The organism is Streptomyces sp. NPDC005899, from assembly GCF_040629645.1.
Taxonomy (GTDB): domain Bacteria; phylum Actinomycetota; class Actinomycetes; order Streptomycetales; family Streptomycetaceae; genus Streptomyces.
The window spans coordinates 1-7,843 of sequence record NZ_JBEXWB010000303.1; the positions used below are offsets into that span (position 1 = coordinate 1).

2 protein-coding genes are annotated in these 7,843 nt (G+C 74.9%); both read left to right on the plus strand.

Going from position 1 to position 7,843, the window contains the following annotated elements; genetic code table 11:
* The coding region (locus ABZ371_RS25750; protein ID WP_358683767.1) for an amino acid adenylation domain-containing protein at positions 1 to 6,278 on the plus strand (6,278 nt) is incomplete at its 5' end.
* On the plus strand, positions 6,275 to 7,843 hold a 1,569-nt coding region (locus ABZ371_RS25755), incomplete at its 3' end, for a condensation domain-containing protein (RefSeq protein WP_358683769.1). The genes ABZ371_RS25750 and ABZ371_RS25755, both read left to right, overlap by 4 nt.

A 7,843-nucleotide genomic window follows, 5' to 3' on the forward strand; every position in this document is an offset into this window, starting at 1 on the left:
TGGACGCCCGCTGGCCCGGGGAGCGGCTCGACCGGGTCGCCGCGGCGGCGGGCGTGCGGCTCCTCGTCGTCGACGAGGACGCCTTCACCGCCCCCTGGGTCACCGCGACGGCCCGAAGGATGCCGGTCGTGGTCGTGGACCGGCTCGGCCGGGTGGTGCGGGGAGCACCCGAGCGGCCCGGCAGCCCGGCGGCCGTGCCCGCCCCCGACGCGCTCGCGTACGTCATGTCCACCTCCGGCTCGACGGGCCTGCCCAAGGGCGTGGGCGTCACGCACGCCGACGTGATCGCGCTCGCGGACGACTCGGCCTGGGACGAGGGCGCCGCCGACGCGGTCCTGATGCATTCGGCGTACGTCTTCGACGCGTCCACGTTCGAGATCTGGGCCCCGCTCCTGCGCGGCGGCCGGATCGTCGTGGCGCCGGACGGCGTCCTGGAGGCGGGCACCCTCGCGGACGCCGTCCACGAGCACCACGTGACCGCCGTCTTCATGACGACGGCCCTGTTCAACGTGATCGCCGAAACCGATCCGGGCGCGTTCGCCGGCCTGCGGCTCGTGTGCGCCGGCGGGGAGCTCGCCTCCCCGGACGCCATGCAGCGGGTCGCGGGGACCGTGCCCGGGACGCGCGTCCTCCACGTGTACGGGCCCACCGAGACGACCACCTTCGCCACCCGGTACCACGTCACCGCCGACCTGCCGTCCGGCCCGCCGCCGGTCGGCCGCCCCCTGGACGGCATGCGCGGTTACGTCCTCGACGCCTCCCTGGGCCCGGTGCCCCCGGGAGTCGTGGGCGAGCTGTACCTCGCGGGGCGCGGGGTCGCCCGCGGGTACACCGGCCTCCCGGCCCTGACCGCGACGCGCTTCGTGGCCGACCCGTTCGACCCGGCGGGCGGCCGCATGTACCGTACCGGCGACCTCGTGCGGTGGACCCACGACGGCCGGATCGCCTACGTCAACCGCGCCGACGGACAGGTGAAACTGCGCGGCTACCGCATCGAACTGGGCGAGATAGAAGGCGTACTGGCCTGCTGCGACGGCGTCGCCGACTCCTTCGCCGTCGTCCGCGAGGACACGCCCGGCGACCGGCGGCTGGTGGCCTACGTGGTGCCCGCCGGCGGCGCGCACCCCGATCCCGCGGACCTCGCCCGTGCCGTCGGCCGGTCCCTGCCCGCCTACATGGTCCCCTCCGCCGTCGTCCTGCTGGACGCACTGCCGCTCACCATCAACGGCAAGGTGGACCGGCACGCGCTACCCGGCCCGGAGCACCGGGCCGCGGCCCCCGGCCGCGGCGCCCGGACCGCTCTGGAGGAGATCCTGTGCGGACTCTTCGCCGACGTGCTCGGCGTCGAGGCGGTCGGCGCCGACGACGACTTCTTCCTCCTCGGAGGCCACTCGCTCCTCGCCACCCGCCTCGCCGCGCGGATACGGCCCGCACTCGGGGTGGAGGTACAGGTCAGGGCTCTGTTCGAACACCCCACTCCCGCCTCCCTGGCCGCCTCCCTGGACGATGCCGCGGCGGCCGAAGCCCCCCTGGAGCGTGCCTCGAGCCGCCCCGACCCGCTGCCGCTCTCCTACGCCCAGCAACGCCTCTGGTTCCTCAACCGGCTGGAGGGGCCCAGCGCCACGTACAACGTGCCCCTCGTGCTCCGCCTGCGCGGACCCCTGGACGGGGAGGCACTGGAGAGCGCCCTGTCCGACGTCGTCGCACGCCACGAGAGCCTGCGCACCGTCTTCCCCGAGACCGACGGGGTGCCACGCCAGCTCGTCCTCGACGCCGGCGGCGCCGACCTCGACCTGACGCCCCGTGACACCGCCCCCGAACACCTCGACGCGGTCCTGGCTGCCGAGGTGGCGCACACCTTCGACGTGAGCACCGACATCCCCGTCCGGGCGCGGCTGGTACGGCTGGACGCCGAGGACCACGTCCTCGTGCTGCTCGTCCACCACATCGCCGGCGACGGCTCGTCCCTCGCCCCGCTCGCACGTGACCTGGGGGATGCCTACCGGGCTCGCACCGAGGGCGTCGAGCCGCCCTGGGCGGAACTCGGCGTCCAGTACGCCGACTACACGCTGTGGCAGCGCGCCCTGCTCGGCGACGAGAACGACCCGGCGAGCAGGGCCGCCCGCCAGCTGGACTTCTGGCGCACGGCGCTCGCCGGGGCCCCCGACCTGCTCGACCTGCCGTACGACCGCGCCAGACCCGCCGTCACGGCCTACCGGGGCGACGCGTCTGCGTTCCCCGTCGACGCGGACACCCACCGGGCCCTGGCCGAGCTCGCCCGTGCCCGCGGATGCAGCCTCTTCATGGTCCTCCAGGCGGCCGTGTCCGTACTCCTGTCCCGGCACGGCGCCGGCGAGGACATCCCGCTCGGCACCGCCGTCGCCGGACGCACCGACGCGGCACTCGACGACCTGGTGGGCTTCTTCGTCAACACCCTCGTCCTGCGCACCGACCTGAGCGGGAACCCCACGTTCGGCGAGGTCCTCGACCGGGTGCGGGAGTTCGACCTGGCCGCCTACGCCCACCAGGACGTACCGTTCGAACGGCTGGTGGACTCCCTCGACCCGGTCCGGGCCCAGAACCACCACCCGCTGTTCCAGACCATGCTCGTCCTGCAGAACCAGGCGGACGCGGAGATCGGCCTGTCCGGGCTCACCGTTACGGAACATCCCGTGCACACCGGCATCAGCAAGTTCGACCTCACCTTCACCTTCACCGAGACGCGGGACGGCGCCGGCCGGCCCGCCGGCCTCGACGGGGTCCTGGAGTACTCCACCGAACTCTTCGCGCCCGCCACCGCGCACGCCCTCGCCGCCCGCCTGACCCGCCTGCTCGCCGCACTCGCCGCCGACCCCGGCCGGCGCGTGCACACCACCGACGTCCTGGACCCGGCCGAGCGCCGGGCCCTGGACCGCGTCGCACACGCCCCGGCGCGGCCGGTGAAGGCCCGCACAGCACCCGAGGCGTTCCGCGCCCAGTGTGCCCGGACCCCGGCGGCGACCGCCGTGACGGACGGCGCGCAGCGCCTCACCTTCGTCGAACTGGACGTGCTCTCCGACGACCTGGCCCACCACCTGCACAGCCGGGGAATCGGCCGGGGCGACCTCGTCGCACTCGCCCTCGAAGGCACCACCGACCAGGTCGTGGCGATGCTGGCCGTCGCCAAGGCCGGGGCCGCCTACCTGCCGGTCGACCTGGACTACCCCGAGGCGCGCATCGCCCACATGCTCGACGACGCCCGCCCGGCGCTGCTCCTCGCCCACGGCACCGCGCGCACCGAGCGGTACGCCGCGTCCGTGCCCTGCCTCGCCCTCGACGAACGGGCCGCCTGGTCCACGGGGCGCGAGGCTCCGCCGGCCGTCGCACCGGACCCCCTCGACGCGGCCTACGTCATCTACACGTCCGGGACGACCGGCCGCCCCAAGGGCGTCGTCGTCACCCACGCCTCCCTCACCAACCACATGGCGTGGATGGCGGACCACCTCGCCCTCACCGGTGAGGACCGGGTCCTGGCCCGCACGTCACCGAGCTTCGACGCCTCGGTCTGGGAGACCTGGCTGCCCCTCCTGCACGGCGGCTGCACCTGCCCCGTGCCGCCGTCCGTCAACCACGACCCGGCGGGGCTGCTGGCCCGGATGCGTGACACGGGCACGACCCTCGCCCAGTTCGTCCCCTCACACCTCGCGCTCGTCCTCGCCGAGACCTCCCCCGGCGACGCACCCACGACACTGCGGGCCGTCTGCTGCGGCGGTGAACCCCTGTCCCGCGGACTGGCGGAGCGCGTCAGGTCGGCGTGGTCGGCCGAGGTGCACAACCTCTACGGGCCCACCGAGACCACCATCGACGCCGCCGCCCACCACTACGCGGGCGGCGGGACCGAGGGGGAGGAGGGCACCGTCCCGCTCGGCCGCCCCGTCGACAACACCCGCGCCTACGTCCTGGACGCGGGGCTGCTTCCGGTGCCCGACGGTGTCACCGGCGAGCTGTACGCCGCGGGCGACGGTCTCGCGCGCGGCTACCTCGGACGGCCGGGCCTGACGGCGTCACGGTTCGTCGCCGATCCGTACGGTCCCGCGGGAAGCCGTATGTACCGCACGGGCGACCTCGTCCGGCGGGACGCCGACGGCCTCCTCACCTACGTCGCCCGCGCCGACGACCAGGTCAAGCTGCACGGCTTCCGGATCGAGCTCGGCGAGGTGGAGGCCGCCCTCACCGCGCTCGACGGCGTCACCGCCGCCTGCGCCCTCGTGCGTGAGGACCGCCCGGGGGAACGGCGCCTGGTCGCCTACACCGTCAGCGGCGGCGCCGCGCCCCTCACCGACGGCGAGATGCGCGCACGCCTGGTGTCCGCCCTGCCGCCGTACATGGTGCCCGCCGTCCTCGTCCCCCTCGACGCACTGCCGCTGCTGCCCAACGGCAAGACCGACCGCCGCGCCCTGCCGGCACCGGAACGCCCCGCCGCGACCCGGCCGGGCGGCCGGCCGCGAACGCCCCAGGAACGGACCCTGTGCGAGGTGTTCGCCTCCGTGCTGCGCATCCCCGCCGTCCGCACCGACGACGACTTCTTCGCGCTCGGCGGTGACAGCATCCTGTCCATCCAGCTCGTCAGCCGGGCCCGGGAGGCCGGCCTCGGCATCACCCCGCGCGACATCTTCCTCCACCGCACCCCCGAGGCCGTCGCGGCCGTCGCCACCCCCCTGGGAGAGGAGGCCACCGCGGTGCCGGCCGGACTGGGCACGGGAGAGATGCCACCGACGCCCATCGCCGCCTGGTTCCTGGAACGGCCCGGCACCACGGACGGGTACAACCAGGCCGGGGTGCTGCGCACGCCCGCGGACGCCGGAGAGGACGCCCTCGTCGGCGCGCTGCAGCTCCTCATCGACCACCACGACACGCTCCGCCTGCGGACCGCCCGGTCGGCCGACGGCGCCCCCTTCCTTGAGACCCTGCCGCCCGGCTCCGTGCCGGCCCGCGACCGCTTCACCCGCACCGACATCGCGGGACTCGGCGCCGACGCCGTCCGCGCCGCCGTCACCGAGGCCGGCGAACAGGCCCGCAGACGGCTGCGGCCCACACACGGAGAGGTGATCGAGGCGGTCTGGTGCGACGCCGGCCCGAGCGCCCCCGGGCGGCTGCTCCTCGTCGTGCACCACCTCGCCGTCGACGCGGTCTCCTGGCGCATCCTCGCCACCGACCTGGCCGCCGCCTGGCGGTCCGTCACCACTGCCGGCACCACGGCCGCCGGCGGGGGCGCGCCCGCGCTCCCCGCCGCGACCACGCCGTACAGGCAGTGGGCCCGGCTCCTCGCCGCGCAGGCCCGCGAGGCCACGCGGGAGGCGGAGCTCGACCTGTGGACGTCGGTGCTGAGCACCCCCGATCCGCAACTGGGATACCGGCCCCTGGACCCGGACCGGGACACCGCCGACCGCACGCGGACCCTGACCACCCGCCTGCCGGCCACCTGGACCACCCCGCTGCTCACCACCGTTCCCGCCGCCTTCCACGCCGGGGTGGACGACGTCCTGCTGACAGGCCTCGCCCTCGCCGTCTGCTCCTGGCGTGCCGAACGGGCGGGTTCCCTCGGCGGGCCCCGGCCGGACGGCACCGCCCTCCTCCTCGACCTGGAGGGCCACGGCCGCGAGCAGATAGCCGACCACCTCGACCTCTCCCGCACGGTCGGCTGGTTCACCAGCCTCCACCCGGTCCGGCTCGACCCCGGCCCCCTGGACGCCCTCGATCCCGGACGCTTCGACGCGGCCCTGACCGAACGCGCCCTCAAGCGCGTCAAGGAGCAGTTGCGGGCCATCCCCGACCACGGTGTCGGCTACGGCATGCTGCGCCACCTCAACCCGGCCACCCGTTCCGTACTGGCCGCCGCGCCGGACCCCCAGGTCGGCTTCAACTACCTCGGACGGTACGCGGCGCAGGAGAGGGCGGACGGGGAGGCAGGCGCCGACTGGGAGGTGCTCCTCGACGCCGGCGGGCCGCGCGCCCAGGACCCCGACATGCCCGTCCACCACGTCCTCGACGTCAACGCGCACACCGAGGACCTGCCGGACGGCCCGTGCCTGGTGACCCGCTGGACGTGGCCCAGCGACCTCCTCAAGGAGGAGGACGTGGAAGCGCTGTCCGGTGCCTTCGCACGCGCACTGCGCGCCGTCGCCGAGCTCGCGGAGCGGCCCGAGGCGGGCGGCTGGACGCCCTCCGACCTTCCCCTGGTCTCACTCGACCAGGCCCAGATCGACCGACTGCAGAACAAGTGGGGTGGACGCAAGTGACCGGGTTCCGACTGGAAGACGTACTGCCACTGACGCCGTTGCAGGCAGGCATGCTCTTCCACGCGCTGTACGACTCCCACACCGTGGACGTCTACACCGCGCAGTTCGTCCTCGACCTCGAAGGCCCGGTCAGCGTCCCCGCTCTGCGCGCCGCCGTCGGCGGCCTGCTGCGGCGGCACGCCAACCTGCGGGTCGGCTTCCTCCACGAGGACCTGGACGAACCCGTGCAGGCGGTCGCCGCGGAGGTGCCGGTGCCGCTGGAGGAACTGGACCTGACCGGGCCCGGCACCTCCGGCACGGCGCAGGAACGCCTCGCCGCGTTCCTCGACGCCGACCGCACCCGCCGCTTCGACCTGGCCGCCCCGCCCCTGCTGCGCTTCACCCTGGTGCGCACGGCACCGGAGCGCCACCGCCTCGTCATGACGCTCCACCACATCCTGCTCGACGGCTGGTCGATGCCCCTCCTCGTGCGGGAACTGCTCGAGCTGTACGCGCACCGGGGCGACGACAGCACCCTGCCGCGCGTCACCCCCTACCGCACCTACCTCTCCTGGCTGGCCCAGCAGGACCGGGCCGCCGCTCTGGACCAGTGGCGCACCGCCCTCGCCGGACTGGAGACGCCGACCCTGCTCGCGGGACGTGGCGGGGCGGGCCTGCCGCGCTCCGGCGACCTCCCCGAGACCCTGGTCCTCGAACTGGACCCGGCCACCACCCGCCGGCTGCGTGAGACGGCCCGCGCCCACCGGCTCACCCTCAACACCCTGGTGCAGGGAGCCTGGGGCCTGCTGCTCGCCCATCTCACCGGCCGCCAGGACGTCGTGTTCGGCACCACCGTCTCCGGCCGGCCGCCGGAGATCCCCGGCATCGAGTCGATGGTCGGCCTGTTCATCAACACCGTGCCGGTGAGGCTCCGTCCCGCGCCGGGCGAGACCCTGGCCGTACTCCTGACCCGTCTCCAGGAGGAACAGGGCCGGCTCCTGGGCAGCCAGTACGTGGGCCTGACCGAGATACGCGCGGTCACGGACCTGGACGAACTCTTCGACACCCTCGCCGTGTTCGAGAACTACCCGATGGACGCCGAGGCCCTGCGCACCGCGCGGGAGGGACTGCCCGGGCTCACGGTGACCGGGATCAGCGGCACCGACGCGGCCCACTACCCGCTCACCCTCACCATCGCCCCCGGCGACTGCCTGCGGATCACCTTCGGCTACCGGGCCGCCGTGCTCGACCGGGAGGACGTGGCCCGCACGGTCGCCCGCACGCGGCGCCTGCTGACCGCGATGGCGGACGGCCTGGACGGCCGCGCCGACGCCGTGCCCCTCCTCCTGGACGGCGAGCGCGAGGCGCTGCTCGCCCAGGGGCACGGCTCCGCACTCGCCCGCACGGCCCTCGACGAGAGCGTCCCGCACGCCGTCGCCCGGCACACCGCCCGGCACCCGGACGCGGTGGCCGTGACCGGGGCGGCCGAGCAGCTCACCTACGCGGAACTCGACGAGCTGTCGACGAGCCCCAGCTCGCGCACGTACGCGCCGAAGGCGGCGGCCGCCGCACCCGTCGCCGGGACC